This is a genomic window from Streptomyces sp. CB02980, assembly GCF_014451325.2.
Classification (GTDB): Bacteria; Actinomycetota; Actinomycetes; order Streptomycetales; family Streptomycetaceae; genus Streptomyces.
Map to the genome: position 1 here is coordinate 361,864 of NZ_JACSCH020000002.1, position 18,780 is coordinate 380,643.

Annotated in this window: 17 protein-coding genes; 7 read left to right on the forward strand and 10 right to left on the reverse strand. The window is 74.3% G+C overall.

What is annotated here, in order from left to right:
* Positions 1 to 35: 35 nt before the first annotated feature.
* Positions 36 to 554 carry a hypothetical protein gene (locus E0F75_RS05250; RefSeq protein WP_187621281.1) on the reverse strand — a complete coding sequence of 173 codons (519 nt, stop codon included), beginning with the start codon at positions 552 to 554 and terminating at the stop codon, positions 36 to 38.
* Between the two features lie 426 nt (positions 555 to 980).
* On the opposite strand from E0F75_RS05250, the gene E0F75_RS05255 reads away from it, so the two are divergent.
* Positions 981 to 1,640 (forward strand): class F sortase, encoded by a 660-nt coding sequence (locus E0F75_RS05255; RefSeq protein ID WP_187621282.1) that lies wholly within the window; start codon positions 981 to 983, stop codon positions 1,638 to 1,640.
* Between the two features lie 133 nt (positions 1,641 to 1,773).
* On the opposite strand, the gene E0F75_RS05260 is transcribed toward E0F75_RS05255, so the two are convergent.
* The gene (locus tag E0F75_RS05260) at positions 1,774 to 2,643 is read right to left on the reverse strand and encodes a polysaccharide deacetylase family protein (RefSeq protein WP_187621283.1); all 870 of its coding nucleotides are present in this window, start codon (positions 2,641 to 2,643) and stop codon (positions 1,774 to 1,776) included.
* A 253-nt stretch (positions 2,644 to 2,896) separates the two neighbouring features.
* Positions 2,897 to 4,114, reverse strand: coding sequence for a CapA family protein (locus tag E0F75_RS05265; protein WP_187621284.1), 1,218 nt, complete (start codon positions 4,112 to 4,114; stop codon positions 2,897 to 2,899).
* A gap of 270 nt (positions 4,115 to 4,384) precedes the next feature.
* Here E0F75_RS05265 and E0F75_RS05270 point away from each other — a divergent pair, with 270 nt between their 5' ends.
* From E0F75_RS05270 to E0F75_RS05280, 3 genes are all read left to right on the forward strand, one after another.
* Entirely contained in the window at positions 4,385 to 4,942 is a 558-nt protein-coding gene (locus tag E0F75_RS05270) for a sigma-70 family RNA polymerase sigma factor (protein ID WP_187621285.1), read from the forward strand.
* A 4-nt stretch (positions 4,943 to 4,946) separates the two neighbouring features.
* The gene (locus tag E0F75_RS05275; protein ID WP_187621286.1) at positions 4,947 to 5,360 is read left to right on the forward strand and encodes a PaaI family thioesterase; all 414 of its coding nucleotides are present in this window, start codon (positions 4,947 to 4,949) and stop codon (positions 5,358 to 5,360) included.
* Between the two features lie 352 nt (positions 5,361 to 5,712).
* Positions 5,713 to 6,156, forward strand: a complete 444-nt coding sequence (locus E0F75_RS05280; protein ID WP_229312559.1) for a hypothetical protein — start codon at positions 5,713 to 5,715, stop codon at positions 6,154 to 6,156.
* 28 nt (positions 6,157 to 6,184) lie between these two features.
* Here E0F75_RS05280 and E0F75_RS05285 read toward each other — a convergent pair whose 3' ends face one another.
* The 5 genes from E0F75_RS05285 to E0F75_RS05305 all read right to left on the reverse strand — a co-directional run bounded on the left by E0F75_RS05285 (position 6,185) and on the right by E0F75_RS05305 (position 11,378).
* Positions 6,185 to 7,393, reverse strand: coding sequence for a histidine kinase (locus E0F75_RS05285; RefSeq protein ID WP_187621288.1), 1,209 nt, complete (start codon positions 7,391 to 7,393; stop codon positions 6,185 to 6,187).
* Positions 7,390 to 9,168, reverse strand: a complete 1,779-nt coding sequence (locus tag E0F75_RS05290) for a cation acetate symporter (RefSeq protein ID WP_187621289.1) — start codon at positions 9,166 to 9,168, stop codon at positions 7,390 to 7,392. Before E0F75_RS05290 ends, E0F75_RS05285 begins: the two co-directional genes overlap by 4 nt.
* A gap of 8 nt (positions 9,169 to 9,176) precedes the next feature.
* Entirely contained in the window at positions 9,177 to 9,593 is a 417-nt protein-coding gene (locus E0F75_RS05295; RefSeq protein ID WP_194480118.1) for a hypothetical protein, read from the reverse strand.
* A gap of 98 nt (positions 9,594 to 9,691) precedes the next feature.
* Positions 9,692 to 10,459: a LytTR family DNA-binding domain-containing protein gene (locus E0F75_RS05300; protein ID WP_187621290.1), complete on the reverse strand. Its 768-nt coding sequence runs from the start codon at positions 10,457 to 10,459 to the stop codon at positions 9,692 to 9,694.
* A 46-nt stretch (positions 10,460 to 10,505) separates the two neighbouring features.
* On the reverse strand, positions 10,506 to 11,378 hold the full coding sequence (locus E0F75_RS05305) for an Fpg/Nei family DNA glycosylase (RefSeq protein ID WP_187621291.1): 873 nt from the start codon (positions 11,376 to 11,378) through the stop codon (positions 10,506 to 10,508).
* Positions 11,379 to 11,485: 107 nt separating this feature from the next.
* Here E0F75_RS05305 and E0F75_RS05310 point away from each other — a divergent pair, with 107 nt between their 5' ends.
* The 3 genes from E0F75_RS05310 to E0F75_RS05320 all read left to right on the forward strand — a co-directional run bounded on the left by E0F75_RS05310 (position 11,486) and on the right by E0F75_RS05320 (position 15,301).
* Entirely contained in the window at positions 11,486 to 12,160 is a 675-nt protein-coding gene (locus tag E0F75_RS05310) for a response regulator transcription factor (RefSeq protein WP_187621292.1), read from the forward strand.
* A gap of 125 nt (positions 12,161 to 12,285) precedes the next feature.
* Positions 12,286 to 13,521: a sensor histidine kinase KdpD gene (locus E0F75_RS05315; RefSeq protein ID WP_187621585.1), complete on the forward strand. Its 1,236-nt coding sequence runs from the start codon at positions 12,286 to 12,288 to the stop codon at positions 13,519 to 13,521.
* A gap of 154 nt (positions 13,522 to 13,675) precedes the next feature.
* The gene (locus tag E0F75_RS05320) at positions 13,676 to 15,301 is read left to right on the forward strand and encodes an alpha/beta hydrolase (protein ID WP_229312512.1); all 1,626 of its coding nucleotides are present in this window, start codon (positions 13,676 to 13,678) and stop codon (positions 15,299 to 15,301) included.
* Positions 15,302 to 15,310: 9 nt separating this feature from the next.
* On the opposite strand, the gene E0F75_RS05325 is transcribed toward E0F75_RS05320, so the two are convergent.
* Both E0F75_RS05325 and E0F75_RS05330 read right to left on the reverse strand, forming a co-directional pair.
* Positions 15,311 to 16,657: a wax ester/triacylglycerol synthase family O-acyltransferase gene (locus E0F75_RS05325; protein ID WP_187621294.1), complete on the reverse strand. Its 1,347-nt coding sequence runs from the start codon at positions 16,655 to 16,657 to the stop codon at positions 15,311 to 15,313.
* A 142-nt stretch (positions 16,658 to 16,799) separates the two neighbouring features.
* Positions 16,800 to 18,779 carry a SpoIIE family protein phosphatase gene (locus E0F75_RS05330; protein ID WP_229312560.1) on the reverse strand — a complete coding sequence of 660 codons (1,980 nt, stop codon included), beginning with the start codon at positions 18,777 to 18,779 and terminating at the stop codon, positions 16,800 to 16,802.
* Between the last annotated feature and the right edge of the window lies 1 nt (position 18,780).

Consider the following 18,780-nt stretch of genomic DNA (forward strand, 5'->3'; position numbering starts at 1 on the left):
GACGGGCGGGCGGGCCGACCGGGAGGTTCGACCGGTCAGACCCCCGCACCGGTCATACGGCGACGACGGGCGATGAAGAGCCCGCCGCCGAGGGCGGCGGCGGCGACCAGGCTGCCGCCGACGGCCATCTCCGTGGAGCTGGGGGCCAGCGAGCCGCCGATGCCGCCCTGGGCACCGCGGCCCGGGAGGACCCGGAACGGCTCCGTGACCACGTTGGAGCCGCCGTTGCACCGGACAGCCAGGTTGTAGTTGCCGGGAGTGGCGTTGTTGTAGACGCGGGCGACGGCGGTGGAGACGCCGTTGCCACCCGAGAGGGTGGCGTCCGGGAAAGCGTTGGACGTGACCGTGCCGCCACGGTTGCAGCCCCTGGCGGTGATCGTGAGCGTCGACCCGGGGTGGACCTCGAAGGGGCTGACGGTGACGTTGCTCGGGGTGTTGTTCGAGCCACCGCTGACGACGTTGCTCGGACCGTAGGTGGCGGCGGCAAGGGGGGCCGCAAGGCCGACCGCCGCGATCGCGGTGGCGGTCACCGCCAGAGTGCGTGCAGCACGCATGGTTGAACCTCCAGTGGAAGACGCCCCAAAGCGGTGCTCCGGGAGTGTCGACGAGTACGCCTTCCATGACGAACCATCACAAGCCGCAGCGAGCAGCGCATTTCGGCACTGGTCCACCCCGGTGAGGCGACACGCCCGGAATCGGGCCGTCGGAGGAGGAAGATCCGCAGGTCAGGGCCGCGTGGGCGGCTTATCTGACGATTACTCGGATGGGTCAGCCCCATGTCACCCACCTGTCGGCAGCCGGGCGCCGGGGGTGCGCTCCACACTGCCCCGGCGCGAGCGCGGGGCAGGAGGGACGTCGGCACGCCCCCGTACCCGCGCTCCGACACCCGTCCGGCGGCGGCCCCCACCCGTTCGCATCGTCCGGCGCGACGGTCCGTCAGGTCGCCTTTACCGTTCTGACGACGCCACGAAGGGAGAACCATGCCCCCGAAGGACTTCCGCGTCTTCCAGCGCAGGAGACGCCGCCCCTGGGGCGTCCTGGCCCTCGCCATGCTGTCCGGGATCGCGATGATGCGCAACGGAGTGGACCTCGCCGACGGGCCTCCGCAGCCCGCCGCGGCGGCCCGTCCGGTGGCACGCCCCGTCGCGCCGCAGGACGGGGCGACCGAGGGTCTGGAGCCGCTGCCCTTCGCCCCCGCCTCCCGGATCAAGATCCCGGCGATCCAGGTGGCGGCCCCGATCATGGACGTGGGCCTGGACCCGGACGGCTGGGTGGCGGCCCCGCCGCCCCAGGACGCCAATCTCGCCGGCTGGTACCAGAACGGCATCTCTCCCGGGCAGCGCGGCACCGCGGTGGTCGTCGGCCATGTCGACAACGCCCAGGGACCCGCGGTCTTCTACGGCCTGGGCTCCCTGGAGAAGGGCCAGCACATCGAGGTGGAGCGGTACGACGGCCGGATCGCGGTCTTCGAGATCTACGGGCTGGAGGTGTACGCGAAGGACGACTTCCCGGGCGTGCAGGTGTACGCCGACACGGGTGAGCCCGAGCTGCGGGTCATCACCTGCGGCGGCGGCTACACGCGCGCGCGTGGCTACGACGGGAACGTCGTCGTGTACGCGCGGATGGTCGGCTCCCGCTAGCGGGACACGGCGAAGGGCCCCGGCACCTGGTGCCGGGGCCCTTTCCCGTACGGGAGCCTGTACGGGAGCCCGTACCGCGACCGCACCCGCACCCGAGCCCGCGGTCCCGGCCGTGCCGTCCCTACCGGAGCGGTCAGCGCCGGGGGACGGTGATGTGGTAGCCCGCGTCGAGGAGTTCGGGCAGATAGCGGCGGAGCGCGGTCACGCTCTGGGCGCGGTCGCCGCCGGCGTCGTGGGAGAGGACGACGACGCCGGGCGCGGCGCCGTCGAGGACGCGGCGGACGATGGTGTCGGCGCCGGGCTCCTTCCAGTCCAGGGTGTCGACGGTCCATGCGAGCGGCTCCATGCCGAGCTCGGCCCCGATCTCGAAGGAGTGCCGGTTCCAGGCCCCGTAGGGTGCGCGGTACCAGAGCGGGGCCGTCCCCAGGGTCCGTTCCACGACCTCGCTGGTGGAGCCGAGCTCGTCGCGGATGCGGGAGGGCCGGAGTTCGGGGATGAGCGGATGCGACCAGGAGTGGTTGCCGACGACGTGCCCGTCCGCGGCCATCTCCCGCAGCAGGTCCGGGTTCTCGACCGCCATCTCGCCGCAGACGAAGAACATGGCCCGGCAGTCGTAGCGGCGCAGGGTCTCCAGGATGCCCGGGGTGTAGCGGGGGTCCGGGCCGTCGTCGAAGCTGAGCACCATCGAGCGGCCGACCTCGGACATGCTGAGGAAGGGCCGCTGCCGGACCGGCGGCACGGCCCGCCGGAACGCGGGGGGCGCGTACGCGGTCATCGGCTGGAGGCGGTACGCGGTGGGGCGCAGCCGGGCGGCCTGCGCCTGCGGGCCGGCGGCGGGTCCCGCTCCCCGGCCCGGTGGAGCCGGGGGCGCGGCGGTCCCGCCGGCCGGTTCGGGCGCCGCGAGCCGGTCCGCCGCGACGACTCCGACGGTGGCGGTGGCCCCGAGGGCGGCGGCGAGCCGCAGCACCGCACGGCGCCCCTTGGGCATCTGATCCTTTTTCATGACCAATGGTTCATACGGATGAGGACCCGCGCGGCTCATCAACACCGACCGCCCCGCCGAAAGCACCCGATGAGCCGATAGCCTCGAAGGTGGGGACCACCGTGGAGATCGCCCAGGACCTGGTCGCGGAGATCCGCATGTCCGCCGAGCGCGTGAAGGGTGCCGTGACGGGCAGGCCGCTGCCGTGACCGGCCGGCCGCTGCCGTGACCGGCCGCTTCGTGCCCTGGACGGCCGGTGCCGGTCGGTGGCGGGCTACCTGCCCATCATCAGGCCGTCCTCGGCCCCGCCGCGGCTGAGCACCACCTGCCGGATGGTGTTCCGGATCTCGGTGTGGCGCGGGTCGGAGCCGTCGGCGGCGCCGAGGTTGACCACTCGGCCGCGTCCGGTGTCGAACCACTGGGGTACGAACTCGGCCTTGGTGACCTCCCAGCGCCCGCCGGGGATCCTGGGCGGGCCGAAGGTGAAGCGGCCGATGCTGCCCTGGTTGCCACGGGGGTCGTAGGCGCCCTCGTGGTTGATCATGTCCCCGGCGATCTGGTCGCCCATCCCGTAGATGATCCAGGTGCCGTTGACCTTCTCGTACGCCTGCGGGACATGGGCGTGCGTTCCGAGGATCAGGTCGATGTCGGGGCGGCCGCCGCTCTGGGAGGCGGTGAGCGCCCGGCCGAGCGTGAGCTGCCGCTCGTCGGGTTCGGTCTGCCACTCGCTGCCCCAGTGGACGCTGACCACGACCACGTCGGCGCCGGCCGCGCGGGCGGCGCGGGCGTCGGCGATCACCTTCTGCTCGTCGAGCGTCTGCACGGCCCACGGCTGCCCCTCGGGCATCGGATAGCCGTTGGTGTCGTACGTGTAGGCGAGCTGGGCCACGGTGGCACCGCCCGCCTTGAGCAGCGTGGGCTTCGCCGCCTCCTCGGCCGTACGGGCCGAGCCGGCGTGGCGGACACCTGCGCGGTCCAGGGCGTCGAGGGTGCGGCCGAGGCCCGCCGCTCCGTCGTCGAGGGTGTGGTTGGAGGCGGTGGAGCAGGAGTCGTAGCCGGTGGCCTTGAGCGCGGCGGCGACCTCGGGCGGCGACTTGAAGGCGGGGTAGCCGGTGTAGGGCCCGCCGTCCTGCCCGAACACGGTCTCCATGTGACAGATGGCCAGGTCGGCCCGGGAGACGACGGGCTTCACCCCGGAGAGCATCGGCGTGAAGTCGTAGCCGTTCCCGCCCGCGTCCTGGGCCGCGCGGCGGATGATCGAGTCGTGCGGGAGGACGTCTCCGGAGGCGACGAGGGTGAATCCGACGGGCGCGGACGCCCCTCCGGGTGCGGCGGACGGGGCGGCGGGCCGCGCGGATCCCGGTCGCCCGCCCGTGGCCTCGGGGCTGGGGGCTCCCCCGGCCGGGCCGCTCTCGTCGGTGCAGCCGGTCGCCGCCGCGAGCAGGACGGCGGCGAGCGCCACCACGCCCGCGGGTCTGGTGCGTGAGGTCATGTCGGCACTCCGCCCGATTCGTGGGATGAACATCTGTTCACATGAATTCATCTCGCGAGAAAGCCGCAGTCAAGGGTCAAGGCCGCAGAACGACAGGAACCCCGCTGAAACGGACGCAGCGACTCCGGTCGACCACTTCACGACCGCTCGCCTTACCATTCGCCGCTCGGTCCGACCGTTCGTCGCAGACCGATGTGCGTTCCCTGTCCCTCGCCGTCCGAATGGGTTCCGATACGCCCCGGACGACGAGCCGCAGGAGAGGCGGGGAGCATGACTACGGCGACCACCGACGAACGGACCCTCGAGGAGCTGCAGCGGGACCACGGCCCCGCGCTCCTCTCCTTCCTGCTCGGCCTCACCTACGGGGACCGCCAGCGGGCCGAGGACCTCGTCCAGGAGACCCTGGTACGGGCCTGGCTGCATCCCGAGGCCTTCGACGGCCCCTACGATTCGATGCGCCCCTGGCTCTTCACCGTGGCCCGCCGCCTCGCCATCGACGCCCGGCGCTCACGCCTCGCCCGGCCCGCCGAGATCGGGGACGGCGTCCTCGCGGTGACCCCCGACCCCGACGACGCCACCGCCTCGGCCGAGGCCGCGCTCGACGTACGGGCGGCCGTCCGCGAACTGAGCCCCGAGCACCGCGCCGTCCTGGTCCGGATCTACTTCCACGGCCTGACCGTCAACGAGGCCGCCGTCGACCTCGGCATCCCGGCCGGCACCGTCAAGTCCCGCTCCCACTACGCGCTGCGGCAGCTGGGCCGGTCGCTGCCCGGCTACCGGCCGCACCGCGCGGCCGTTGCCCGGCCCCGCGTCACGGCCCCACAATGACGCCGTGACGCTGACACTCGCCGCCGCCGAAAAGATCCTCGCCGACAACTTCGCGCCCTGGGTGCTCGATCTGGGACTCACCGTCGAATCGGTCGACGGCCAGGAGGCCGTGCTCCGGCTCCCGTGGTCGGAGCGGCTCGCCCGGGAGGGCGGGGGCCTGTCCGGGCAGGCCCTGATGGCCGCCGCCGACACGGCGACGGTGATCGCGGTCGCCGCGGCCCGGGGCGGCTTCGTGCCCATGACCACCGTCCAGCAGTCGATCAGCTTCCAGCGGGCGGTCGTCGGCGCCGACGTCCTGGTGCGGGCCCGGCTCACCAAGGCGGGAAAGCGGATGGCCTTCGCCGACATCACCATGACGGCCGAGGGCACGGAGGAGACCGCGGCCCACGCGACCGCGGTGTACGCGCTCCTCGGCTGAGCACCCACTCCCCGGCCGCCACCCCGGCGGCCGGCGGAGCCGCTGCCGCCGCTGACTCTGCCGCCGCGCTGACTCTGCTGCCGCCGCTGCCTCTGCCGCCGAAGACGCCTCCCCCGCCCCGTACACCTCCCGGAACATCAGTAATCCCACCGGCACCGATCCGGCCGGGAAACGTATCCGAAACCACACGGGCGAGTTGAGCAAAGCGGGACACGCGGGCGCCCTCCACGGAGGAAGCTCTCCCCGGGTCCCACACGTCCGGGTCCCCGATGTCCGGGAGAAGGTGGGAGCGTTGCGCCCCGAGAGCACGAACGGCGCCGGCGGCACGAGTGGCGGCGAACTCGCCGTCCCGATGGCCTGGCTGTGCGCCGAGTACCTGGCCGACGAGGTGCTGCGGGCCGCCGCCCTCGTGGCACCCGGCTCACTGGAGTACCGGGCGGGCCTCCAGGCGCTCGCCCTCACCGTCCACCTCTCGGAGGAACCGGACGGACCGGTGGGCGGCCGGCCCGCGGGCCGCGTCGAGGAATGGCTGCGGCACACGGCGTACGACCGGCCCTGGCCCCCCTGGGTCGAGGAGCGGCTCGCGGCGCGCCGCGCGGCCGGCGGCGACGGCCCCGACCTGGCGCTCGCGGAGACGGCGTGGCGCGGCCTGCGCGACACCTGGGTCCGCGCCGCCGACCTCGACGGCCGGACGGACGAGGAGTCCGGCTGCACGGTCGACGAGGAGGAGCAGGTCTGGCTGCCCGCCTGGAAGCTGGGCCTGCCGCTCGCCCATCTCTCGCTGCACCTGCGCTGACCCGTCCCCCTGCCCGTTCCCTACGCGGTCAGGCCGGCGAACGGTGCACGCCGGGGCGGTACTTGGGGATGCGCACCGTCACCTTCATCCCCGCGCCGACCCCCGTCTCGATGACGAGTCCGTACTCCGCGCCGTACACCTGGCGCAGCCGCTCGTCCACATTGGAGAGGCCGATGCCGGAGCCGGCGGGGTGCTCTCCGCGCAGGACCGCGCGCAGCAGCTCCGGGTCCATGCCGATGCCGTCGTCCTCGACGGTCACCACGGCCTCCGCGCCCGCGTCGCGGGCGGCGATCGTGACCCGGCAGCCCCGCTCCCGGTCCTCGAGGCCGTGCTTCACGGCGTTCTCCACGAGGGGCTGGAGGCACAGGAAGGGCAGGGTGACCGGCAGTACCTCGGGGGCGATCTGCAGCGTCACCTTCAGCCGGTCCCCGAAGCGTGCCCCGGCGAGCGCCAAGTACTGCTCGATGGACCGCAGTTCGTCGGCGAGCTGGGCGAACTCTCCGTGCTTGCGGAAGGAGTAGCGGGTGAAGTCGGCGAATTCGAGGAGGAGTTCGCGCGCCTGCTCCGGGTCGGTGCGGACGAACGAGGCGATGGCGGCGAGGGAGTTGAAGATGAAGTGCGGGGAGATCTGCGCGCGCAGCGCACGGATCTCGGCCTCCACGATGCGGGTGCGCGAGCGGTCGAGTTCGGCGAGCTCCAGCTGTACGGAGGCCCAGCGGGCCACCTCGGTCGCGGCCCGCACCAGGACGGCCGACTCCCGCGAGCCGTAGGCGACGAGCGCGCCGAGCACCCCGTCCTCCCCGGTGAGCGGGGCGATGACCGCCCAGCGCAGCGGGCAGGCGGGGTCGGCGCAGTCCGTGTGCACGGACCGGCTGCGGCCGGTCTCCAGGGTCTCGGCCGCCTGTTCCGGCACGTGCGCCCGGTGATGGTCCTCGCCCGGTCCGTCCCAGGCGAGGACGGCGCCCCGGTCGGTGAGACAGAGCGCCTCGGTGCCGAGCAGCGAGCGGAGGGTGCCGGCCGCCCTGCGCGCGGTCTCCTCGGTGAGCCCGGCGCGGAGCGGCGGGGCGGCGAGGGAGGCGGTGTGCAGGGTGTGGAAGGTGGCCCGTTCGACGGGTGTGCCGAGGTCGGGATCGGCGGCGCGGCCACCGCGCCGGGCGGCGAACCGCCCGAGGACGAAGCCCGCGGCGAGCAGCACGGCGCCGGCGGCGGCCGCGGCGGCGAGGGCGATGCCGCTCATCGGCGGACCTCCTGGGCGGCGGCGGGGACGGTACCGGTGATCTCCTCCGGCAGATGGAGGCGGGCGAGGAGCGCCGGAGTGCCGGGCGGGATGCGGCGGGGCGTGGCCAGGGAGACCAGAACCATGGTGAGGAAGCCGAGCGGCACCGACCAGACCGCAGGCCAGGCCATCAGGGTGTGCGGCCAGCCCTCGGGGGCGAGCCCGGCCCGGGTCGCCATCACGGCCGCGAGCGCGGAGCCGCCGCCCAGCAGCAGCCCGGCCGTCGCACCGGGCGGGGTGAGGCGCCGCCACCAGATGCCGAGGACGAGCAGCGGGCAGAAGGAGGAGGCGGAGACGGCGAACGCGAGGCCGACGGCGTCGGCGACCGGCACCTTCGAGGCGAACACCCCCACGGCCAGCGGTACGGCGGTGGCGAGCAGGGTCGCGAGACGGAAGTGCCGTACGCCCCGGGACGGCAGGACGTCCTGGGTGAGGACTCCGGCGACGGACATGGTCAGCCCCGAGGCTGTGGAGAGGAAGGCGGCGAAGGCGCCGCCTGCGAGGAGCGCGCCCAGGAGGTCGCCGAGCAGCCCGCCCAGGATGCGGTCGGGCAGCACGAGCACGGCGGCGTCGGCGGAGCCGGTGAGGGCGAGCTCGGGGGCGTAGATCCGGCCGAGGGCGCCGTAGAGCGGCGGCAGCAGGTAGAAGGCGCCGACGAGTCCGAGCACGACGAGGGTGGTGCGGCGGGCGGCCCGGCCGTGCGGGCTGGTGTAGAAGCGGACGGCGACGTGCGGCAGGCCCATGGTGCCGAGGAAGGTCGCGAGGATCAGTCCGTACGTGGCGTACAGCTGGTGTCCGTCGCGGCCCCCGGCCAGCGGCTGCGACCAGCCGAGCGGAGCGAGACGGGAGTCCCCCCGGCCGGAGGCAGGGGAAGGGTCCGCACCGCCGGCGACCCTCTCGGGCAGTGCCGCTCCCGGCGCGAAGGCGAGGGTCGTGCCGCCGGTGACGTGATGGGTGCCGGGGGCGAGGGTCACGGTCCGCTTCTCGTACGGGACCGAGTCGACGCTGCCGGTGACCGTGACGGTGAGCGGGTCGTCGAGACCGATCCGTACCGTGTCGGCGACCTTGACGACGGTGTGGCCGCGCAGCACGGCGGGGGCGTCGAAGCGGGCCCTGGGTGCCCCGTCGGCGTACCAGGCGGCGAGCAGGAAGAGGACGGGGACGAGCAGGGCGGTCAGCTTCAGCCAGTACTGGAAGGCCTGCACGAAGGTGATGCTGCGCATGCCGCCCGCGGCGACGGTGCCGGTGACCACGAGGGCGACGAGCAGCCCGCCGACCCAGTCGGGGGCGCCGGTGAGGATCTCCAGGGTGAGCCCGGCGCCCTGGAGTTGGGGCAGCAGGTACAGCCAGCCGATGCCGACGACGAAGAGGCTGGCGAGACGGCGCACCTGCGGGGATTCGAGGCGGGCCTCGGCGAAGTCGGAGAGGGTGTACGCCCCGGAGCGGCGCAGCGGGGCGGCGACGAGGACCAGCAGCACGAGGTAGCCGGCGGTGTAGCCGACCGGGTACCAGAGCATCGCGGGGCCCTGGACGAGGACGAGCCCGGCGATGCCGAGGAAGGAGGCGGCGGAGAGGTACTCGCCGCTGATGGCGGCGGCGTTGAGGCCGGGCCGGACGGTGCGCGAGGCCACGTAGAAGTCGGAGGTCGTCCGGGAGATCCGCAGGCCGAGGGCGCCGATGAGGACGGTGGCGAGGACGACGGCGGTGACGGCGGCGACGGCGTAGGTCTGGTTCACGCGGCGCTTCAGCGTTCGACGAGGCCGGTGAAGTCGCGCTCGTTGCGTTCGGCGCGCCGTACGTACCAGTGGGCTATTCCCCAGACGACGGGGTACACCCCGACGCCGAGGGCGAGCCAGACGAAGGACTCGGGGGCGGGCAGGGCGAGGAGCAGCGGCAGCGAGCCGACGAGCAGCGCGAGCGCGCCCAGGGCGGTGAGCGCGGCGCGCAGCTGGCTGCGCATCAGGGAGCGGACGTAGGTGTGGCCGAGGGTGGTCTGCTCGTCGATCTCGGAGCGCGCCGGCGGATGGACGGGGTGGCGCCGGGCGGGGCCCGGCACGGTCGTCCCGGCGCCGTGGGCGGAGGCGTACGTGACGGTCTCGCGGCGGGGTCGGCGCTGGGGGTCCCCCCGGCCGGAGGACGGGGGAGGGTGCTGCTCGGACATCGTCGTCCGCTTCGGTCGGAAGGAGCGGCCCTCGGGGCCCGGGTCGCGTGGAGTCTACGCAGGTGGGAGCACCCGCGGTAGGGGCGGCGCAGGTCGGCTCAGCCCGCGGCGCGGCGCATCAGCAGGTCGCGCAGGGGGCGGGCGTGCCGCCGGCTGACCGCCAGGTCGGTGTCGCCGACCCGTACGGAGGTGGCGCCGCCGTCGAGGCGGAGCTCGTCGATCCGGGCGAGCGCCACGAGATGGCTGCGGTGGATGCGGACGAAGCCGCGGGCCGCCCACCGCTCCTCGAGGGTGGAGAGCGGGATGCGGACGAGGTGGCTGCCGTGGTCGGTGTGGAGGCGGGCGTAGTCGCCGTGGGCCTCGACGTACACGATGTCGTCGACGGAGACGAACCGGGTGATCCCGCCGAGCTCGACGGGGATCTGCTCGGGCACGGCGGGCGCGGTGGGCCCCGCCGGGGCCGGGGCGGCGGTGGCGTGCACGAGGTCGTGGACGCGGCGGACGGCCTCGGCGAGGCGCTCGCGGCGGACGGGCTTCAGGACGTAGTCGACCGCCTTCAGGTCGAAGGCCTGGAGCGCGAAGCCCTCGTGGGCGGTGACGAAGACGACGAGCGGCGGGCGGGCGAAGCCGGCGAGCAGGCGGGCCACGTCGAGTCCGGTGAGGCCGGGCATGTGGATGTCGAGGAAGACGACGTCGACGGCGTCGTCGCCGTCCGGCCCGGTCTCCAGGGCACGCCCGATCCTGCGGAGGGCGGCGGTGGCGTCACCCGCGCCCTCGGCGGAGCGCACACGGGGGTCGGCGCGCAGCAGATAGAGCAGCTCCCCGAGGGCGGGTTCCTCGTCGTCGACGGCCAGTACGCGCAGCATGCGGCGGAGTGTAACGGGCGGCCGCGAGCGCCTCCGCGGCGTCGGGCTACTTGAGGAGCTTGGACAGGCGGCGGTCGGCGAGGGGCTTCCCGCCGGTCTGGCAGGTGGGGCAGTACTGGAGGGAGGAGTCGCTGAAGGAGACCTCGCGGATGGTGTCGCCGCACACGGGGCAGGCTTCGCCGGTGCGGCCGTGGACGCGCATGCCGCTCCTCTTCTCGGCCTTGAGCTTCCCGGCGGCGAGACCGTGGGAGCGGTCGACGGCCTCGTGGAGGGTGGTCCGCATCGCCGTGTAGAGGGCGGCGGTCTCGTCCGGGCCGAGGTTCTGGGTGGGTTTGAAGGGGGACATCTTCGCGGCGTGGAGGATCTCGTCGCTGTACGCGTTGCCGATGCCGGCGATGAGGCTCTGGTCGCGCAGGGCGCCCTTGATCTGGCGCCGTTCGCCGGAGAGCAGCGCGGCGAACTCATCGGGGCCGAACTCCTCGGCGAGCGGGTCGGGTCCGAGCCGCGCGACGCCCGGGACCTCCTGCGGGTCGTGCACCACGTACACGGCGAGGCGCTTGGTGGTGCCCGCCTCGGTGAGGTCGAAGCCGTCGCCGCCGGTGAGCGCGGTCCGCAGCGCCAGCGGGCCCTTGCCCGGCTTGGGCGGTCCCGAGGGCAGCGGGTCCTGCCAGCGGAGCCAGCCCGCGCGGGCGAGATGGAACAGGAGGTGCAGCTCGCCGGCCGGTCCCGCGGCGGTGAGGTCGAGGAACTTCCCGTGCCGTCCGACCGCGGTGACCTCGGCGCCCTCGACGGCGCTCAGGGGCGGGTCGTACGTCTTGAGGACGCTGATCGCGACGGGCAGCACGCGGGCGATCTCCTTGCCCACCAGGTGCGTGTCGAGGAACGCGCGGAGCGCTTCCACCTCGGGCAGTTCGGGCATGGTTCCACCCTGCCGCACGGGTGGCGGGGCCGCTCGCCGGACACCCTCCGGGGCGTGTCCACGGGGGGCCGGACGGGACGCGCGGCGCACCGCCTAGGGTGGGTGACGTGCGCGTACTGCTCGTCGAGGACGACGAAGACCTCCGGTTCGGGGTGGCCGCCGCTCTGCGGGCCGCCGGGCTCGCCGTCGACGAGGCCGCCGATCTGCCCCGGGCCGACGAGGCCCTGTTCGTGACCGCGTACGACTGCGCGGTCTTCGACCGGATGCTGCCGTCCGGGGACGCCGCCGCCTATGTCGAGGGGCTGCGGCGCGACGGCCGTGCCGTGCCCGTCCTCTTCCTGACCGCGCGCGACACGGTGGCGGACCGTGTGGAGGGCTTCGCGAGCGGCGGCGACGACTACCTGGTCAAGCCGTTCGCCGTGCCCGAGCTGGTCGCCCGGGTGCGCAGCCTGTGCCGGCGCTCCGCCGTCGTACGTCCTCCGGTGCATCGCGCCGGCGACCTGGAGATCGACACCGCCCGTCGGCTGGTCCGCCGGGCCGGGGTGGTTCTCACGCTCACCACCAGGGAGTTCGCGGTCCTCGAGGCCCTCGCGGCCCGCGCCGACCAGGCGGTCTCGCGTGCCGAGCTGATCGAGAGCTGCTGGGACGAGATGGCCGACCCGCAGTCCAACGTCCTTGAGGTGCTCGTCTCCCAGCTCCGCCGCAAGCTGGGGGACCCGCCGCTGATCCACACCGTGCGCGGGGTCGGCTACCGGCTCGCGCCGCCCGACGGCACGCGGTGAGGCGGGTTCCCTTCCGCCGTTCGGCGGCGTCGTCTGGCACGCTCACGCCGACGGAGCGGGTCCGGCGGCTGCGCCGTCGGATCAGTCTGCTGTTCGCGCTGACCAGCGCCGTTGGTCTGATCGCGATGGCCGTACTGGCCGTGCGCAGCGACAGCACGCGCTGGCGGGAGCAGCTCGACCACTCGATGGAGGCGGACACCAGCTGGGCCCTGGGTCTGCTGGAGACCGACGAGAACGGGCGGCCGGTCACGGACGTCCTCGCGGACACGGTGAACACCGACTGCCCACCGCTGACCGTCCTCCTCGTGACCGCCGAGGCCGAGGCCGGGACCGGCGGGACCGGCGACGGCGGGACCCGCTCCGGCGATCTGACCGTCCAGCACGCGCCGGCGGCGCCGTGCCTGACGGCCGGTCCCGGGGTGGTCATGGAGGCCGGGCGTGCGGCGGCGCGGGCCGGCGAGGCACGGGGCTTCGACCGGCGTACGACGAACGGAGAGCCGGTACGGGTCTTCGCGCTGCCCTTCTACCCACCGGAGGCGGCCGAGGACGACGGGCCGCAGGGCGTCCTGGTGACCCTGACCGACGCGTCGGCACAGGGCGACGACCACCGGCGGCTGGTGTGGGTGGTGACGGGCGGCTGCGCGATCCTCGTACTCCTCTCGGCGGCCGTCGGGCATGCCCTTTCGGGGCGGGCGGTCCGGCCGGCGCTCACCGCGCTCGGCCGGCAGGAGGCGTTCCTGGCGGACGCGGCGCACGATCTGCGGACCCCGGCGGCCTCGCTGCGGACGCTCGCGGAGACGGCGCTGCGCGGCGACACGGACAGCACCGATGTGCACCGGCGCACGCTGCGCCTGGCGGAGGGCATGGGCCGGCTGGTCGACGGGCTGCTGACGCGGGCCCGCCTCATGTCCGGCACGGCCACGGTGGCGCGCCAGCCGCTGCGCCTCGACCAGTTGGTGGAGGCGGTCGTCCAGGAGGCCGCCGAGGCGCCCGCGGAGGGCCATCAGGTCCGGGTCGAGACCGAGGACACGGTCGTGGTCGCCGATCCCGATCTGGTCCGCCGGGCCGTCGGCAACCTGCTGGGCAACGCGCTCGCGCACGGCCACGCGCCCGGCGTTCCGGCGGAGGTACGGATCACGGTGACCCGGGACGGCACCCTGACGGTCGAGGACGCGGGGCCCGGCCTGCCGCCGGGTGTCGCCGGCGCCCTGTTCGAACGCTTCCGCAGCGGATCCGGATCGACCGGCCTCGGTCTGTCGATCGCGTCCTGGGTCGCCCACGTCCACGGCGGCACGCTCACGGCGGGGCCGACGGACGGTGGCGGGGCGAGGTTCGTCCTGAGGCTGCCGACACCGGACTGAGGGTCGGTCCGGTGCGTCCGGTCCCGGTCGCGGCCTCCGGATGACCACGCGGACGGCTCCCGTCCTCGCCCCCTCCCCCCTCCCCCCCGCCTCAGCAAATCCTCAGCATCCGCGCGCGATCCTTCCCTGGACCGACCACCCATGGGAGTACCTCGTGATCACCGCCCCCACCCGCCGCCGCCAGGCACTCGTTCTCGCCCTCGCCGTACTCGGCGTCGCCTCCCTGGGCGCCTGTACGGCCGGGTCCGGCCCGGACGGGAGCCGGCCGAGGTCGTCGGCCGGGCCCGCCGATCCGGCGGACCGTCCCGGCCTGCGGCGCTTCTACGGCCAGAAGCTCGCCTGGAAGCCGTGCGGCGACCACCTGTGCGCCTCGCTCACCGTTCCGATGGACTACGCGCGTCCCGGCGACGGCAAGACCTTCGTCCTGCCGGTCGCGAAGGCGGCCACCGCGGTCCCCGGGAAGCGCGTCGGGTCCGTCGTTCTCAACCCCGGGGGTCCTGGCGAGCGCGGCGTGCGGCTCATCAAGGACGGCGGCGCCGACGAGTTGGGCCGCGGTGTGCGCGAGCGGTTCGACGTCGTGTCCTTCGACCCGCGCGGCGTCGGGGAGAGCAAGCCGGCGCTGACCTGCGCCCCTGCGGGATCCACGGACACCTCCCCGGGCGACGACACGTCCGTCCCTCCCCTCAACCCCCGTACGGACGCCGAGCGCGCCGACGCCCTCGCGGACGCGCGGGCCACCGCCGACGGCTGCCGGAGGGCCGGCGGGCCGCTGCTCGCGCACGTCGGCACGGACGATGCCGCCCGCGACCTGGACGTCCTGCGGGCCGCGCTCGGCGACCGGCGGCTGACGTACGTCGGCTGGTCGTACGGCACGAGCCTGGGCACCTCGTACGCCGAGCAGTTCCCGCGCCGCGTACGGGCGATGGTCCTGGACGGGGCGGTGGATCCGTCGCTCGACTGGCGGCAGCGGGCGCTCGGTCAGGCCACCGGTTTCCGGGACGCGGTCGAGGAGTACGCCGCCTCCTGCGCCGACGTGGTCGGTGACGGCTGCCCCGGCGCGACGCCCGAGGAGATACGCGGGCTGATCGGCCGGCTCGTCGAGCGGACGCGGCGCGAGCCGCTGCCGGTCGACGATTCCGAGTACGGTCTCGACGCCGCAGCCCTGGTCTCCGCGCTGAGCCTGTCCATGTACACACCGGAGGTCCAGTGGGCGGCCCTGTCCGAGGCCCTGGCGGCGGCGGACGGCGGCGACGGTACGAAGCTGGCGGCCCTGGCGGCGGGAGAGGAGGAGTCGACGGAGCCCGATGCGGAGTCCGGCGCCGACTCCGGCGCCGCGCAGACCGGGCCCGCCGACACCGTCCCCGAGGACAACAGCGAGGCCGCCCTCATCGCGATCAACTGCCTCGACGTCCCCCACCCGCGCGACGCCCAGGCCTACTGGGACGCCCTCGGCCCCGCCGAGAAGGCGGCGGGCGTCTACGGCACGACCGGGGTGACGGGCGAGCTGGTCTGCAAGGACTGGCCTGCCGGTCCCCAGCGCCCGCACCGGGTGAAGGCCGCGGGTGTCCCGCCGGTCCTGGTCGTCGGCACGGCCGGCGACCCGGCGACGCCGTACGCCGAGGCGGTGAGCCTGGCGGGCCAGTTCCCCGGCGGCATGCTGCTGTCCTTCGAAGCCCCCGGCCACACCGGGTACGGCCGCAACCCCTGCGTCGACAAGAAGGTCGAGGAGTACCTGATCCGCCTCACGAAGGTTCGCCCCGGCACGACCTGTACCGCGTAGACCGCAGGGCTACGGCGTCTCCGGCGGGTCCAGGAGGTCGAGTTCGGCCGTCAGGGCGTCGGCCAGCGCGTCGAGGTCGGGGACGGCCTCGCCGTCGGCGACCAGACCGATGTGGACCTGGCCGCCGTACGGGGACATGGCGACGGCGAGGGACTGGCCGCGGGCCAGCGGGGCCATCGGGAAGAGCGCGCGCAGCGGCGCCCCGCCGAGGGAGAGCGCCGAGCGGGGCAGCGGCACCTGGGTGACCAGGAGGTCGAAGAGGAGCCGGGCGGCGCCGGAGGCGAACGGGGCGCCGAAGCGGTGGGCGAGCGGCGGCAGTTGGTCGGCGAGGAGGGCGACGGCCCCGGCGCCCCTGAGGGGGCCCGCGGCCTTGTTGCGGTCCATGGCGCTCCGGACCGCGGCCAGCCTGGCCGCCGGGTCGGCCTCGGTGACGGGCAGGTCGAGGAGGTAGCCGGAGAGGCTGTTGCCGGGGCCGGGCGGGGTGCCGGGCCGGCGCCGGGAGACGGGGACGAGGGCCCGGAGGTCGGCTCCGGGGAGGGACGGCCCGCGCCCGTCGAACCAGCGGCGGAGGGCCCCCGCGACGAGGGCGAGGAGGACGTCGTTGGCGGTGCCGCCGGTGGTGCGGCGAATCCGGTGGACCCGCTCGAGGGGCAGCGAGGCGGTGGCGATCCGGCGGGTGCCGCTGGACTCGGCGGCGAGTGCGGCGGTGGGCCGTCCGTCGAGGCGGCTCGCGCGGACGACGGAGGCTCCGACCTCGACGGCCCGGCCGAGGTCGCCGAGCCGGTCGCGGGCCATGCCGAGGAGCCGTCCTGGTCCGGGGAGCCAGGAGCGTGGGGGTACGGGGCGGGCGCGGCCGGCGGTACGGCGGCCCACGGCGATCTCGTCGAAGATGCCGGCGCCGATGGCGACCGCGCGCATGCCGTCGGCGAGGGCGTGGTGGAGCTTCACGAGGACGGCGAAGGAGCCGTCGGGTGCGCCGCTGAGCAGGTACATCTCCCAGGGCGGCAGGCCGCGGGCGACGGGCCGTTCCATGAGTTCGGCGGCGAGGCGGGTGGCCTCGGCGGGGAAGTCGGCGCCGGGGAGGGCGATCTCGTGGACGTGCCGGCGTACGTCGAAGTCGGGGTCGGCGCTCCAGGCGGCGCCGCCGACGGGGAGCAGGACGTCGCGGACGCGCATCCGGAGCCGGGGGACGGCGGCGGCGCGGCGGGCGAGCAGGCCGAGGACGTCCGGCGGCTCCTGGCCGCTGTCCGTGGGGGTGGGGCCGAAGTGGGCGAGCGCCCCGAGGTGCAGGGGGTGCGCGGTGGATTCCAGGTGCCAGAAGGCCAGGTCCAGCGGTGCCAGTAGCTCACTGCTCACGGGTGTCCTCACGTACATGCGGCGCGGAGAGCCGGGAGCACGAAGTCAATCGCGTACCGACAGTTACGGTCAAGGATGATCGATGCACGCACTGTTAACTGTCGTGCTCTTCTGTTAACAGTCGCACCTTTCTGTGACGGGCTCAGTTCTGCACGGTGAATTCGCACCACACGCACTTGCCGCTCCCCCGCGACTCCACTCCCCAGACGTCGGAGATCTGGTCGACGAGCAGCAGTCCGCGCCCGGAGACGCCCGCCTCCCCCGCCTCACGGCGCCGGGGCAGCGCGCTGGAGCGGTCCTCGACCTCCACCCGGAGCCGCCGTTCGGCCCCGCCGAGGATCCGCAGGGTCACGATGGCCCCGCCGTCGGTGTGCATCAGCGCGTTGGTCATCAGCTCGTCGGCGACCAGCTCGATCTCGTCGGCCCGTTCCTCGGCGCCCCAGGCCTGGACGGCGGCCCTGATCATGTGCCGGGCCGAGCTCAGCGCCTCGGGGTCGTTCTGGGCCACGTGCTGCTGGAACCGGCCGGCGCCGTGAGCGGCGGTCGCGGTCTGGCGGCGCAGGAGCAGGATCGCGACGTCGTCCTCGCCGCCCCGGTCGGCGACCACGTCGCACAGGTGGTCGGCGAGCTCCTGGAGGTCGGCGGGCCCGCGCCGGACGAGGGCGGAGAGCCACTGGAGGCCCTCGTCGAGATCGGATCCCGGCTTCTCGACCAGACCGTCGGTGTAGAGCATCAGCGTCTGCCCGGGGTCCAGTTCCAGCGTGGTCACCGGGTAGTCGAGCCGGCCGAACTCGGCGGAGAGCCCGAGCGGCAGTCCGCCCTCTACCGGGATCCTGCGGCAGCGCCCGTCCATCTCCCGGATCAGCGGGTCGACATGGCCGGCGCGCACCACCTGGACGACTCCCGTGCCGAGGTCGACCTCGGCGTACGTGCAGGTGGCGAAGCGTTCGGTGTCGAGTTCGTGGAGGAAGACGGAGGCGCGGGCCATCACCGTGGCGGGGGTGTGCCCTTCGGCGGCGTACGCGCGCAGCACGATCCGCAGCTGGCCCATGACGGCCGCCGCGTGGGTGTCGTGACCCTGTACGTCCCCGATGACGGCGCCGACCCGCCCGCCGGGGAGCGCGATGATGTCGTACCAGTCGCCGCCGATGTCCCGGCCGAGGCGGGCCGAACGGTAGCGGACGGCCGTCTGGGCGCCCGGCACGTCGGGGATCCGGCGGGGCAGCATCGCCTGCTGGAGCCCCTCGGCGAGGTCGTGCTCCTGCTCGTACAGCATGGCCCGCTGGAGGCTCTGGGCGATGCTGCTGCCGAGGGCGACGAGCAGGGTCCGCTCGTCCTCGCTGAAGCCGGTCTTGTCGCTGTAGAGGAGTCCGAGCGCGCCGATGGGCCGGGCCTGCGCGATGAGCGGCAGATAGACGGCGGCGGTGATGCCGAGTCCGCTGATGTGCGGCCAGAGCACCGGGAAGGAGTCGGCGAAGTCCCGGGGCGACTCGATGAACCGCGGCCGCAGGGTGCGGATCACCTCGCTCATCGGGTACGGCTCGTCCACCCGGGTGAACCGGGTGCCCGGCACGAAGGCGCCGTCGGGGCCCTCGGCGACCAGTTGGATGCGGCCGGCGTCGAGGAGGCCCATGACGAGGCTCGCGGCGCCGAAGTGTTCCAGCGCGTGGGAGTCGTTGAGCAGGTCGATGACGTCCTGCACGGTCCGCGCGTAGGCGAGGGCGGCCGTGGTGCCCTCGACGACCCCGGCGCGCCGGCGCCGCCCCTCGTCGAGGCCGAGCCGGGCGGCGGACTCGGTGAGTTCATGGGTGGCGTCCCGGACGACACCGACGATGCGGACCGGGCGGCCGCTGTCGTCGCGGTGGACGATTCCCTGGGTGTGGGTCCACTGGTGCCCGCCGTCGCGGCGGCGGATGCGGAAGTACGCGCCGTACTCCGCGCTGCCGTCCTTGAGCGCCTGCGCGACCAGGGTGTCGAGGCGACGGGCCTCGTCCGGCAGCACCCGCGAGCCGAGCGAGTCGGGGCGGTCGTCGTAGTCCGCGCGGTCCATGTCGAAGACGTCGAGGGCGGCCTCGTCCATGATCATCGTGCCGTTGACGAGATCCCAGTCGAAACCGCCCATC